The 326-nt window shown below is 64.7% G+C and carries 1 pseudogene; it reads left to right on the forward strand.

Features of this window, described 5'->3' with window-relative positions:
* Positions 1–326: pseudogene (locus CVH10_RS18990) on the forward strand (excinuclease ABC subunit A); the annotation flags it as partial.

Below are 326 nucleotides of genomic sequence, written 5' to 3' on the forward strand. Positions count from 1 at the left end.
CCGCTGGACCGCAGCACGCCGACGCTCTCCTCCGGAGAACTGCAGCGCTTGCGGCTTGCCACGCAATTGTCGTCACAGCTTTTCGGCGTGGTCTACGTGCTTGACGAGCCCTCGGCAGGGTTGCACCCGGCAGATGGCGAAGCCTTGCTCACCATCCTCGAGCGTCTCAAGGCGGCGGGCAACTCCCTGTTCGTCGTCGAACATGATCTCGACGTGATCCGCCATGCCGAATGGCTTGTCGATGTGGGGCCAGGAGCCGGGGAAAAGGGCGGTGAAGTCCTCTACAGCGGGCCGATAGCGGGGCTCGCCGACGTCGAGGCGTCGAT

It is taken from the genome of Halomonas sp. ND22Bw, assembly GCF_003011945.1.
Taxonomy (GTDB): domain Bacteria; phylum Pseudomonadota; class Gammaproteobacteria; order Pseudomonadales; family Halomonadaceae; genus Halomonas; species Halomonas halophila.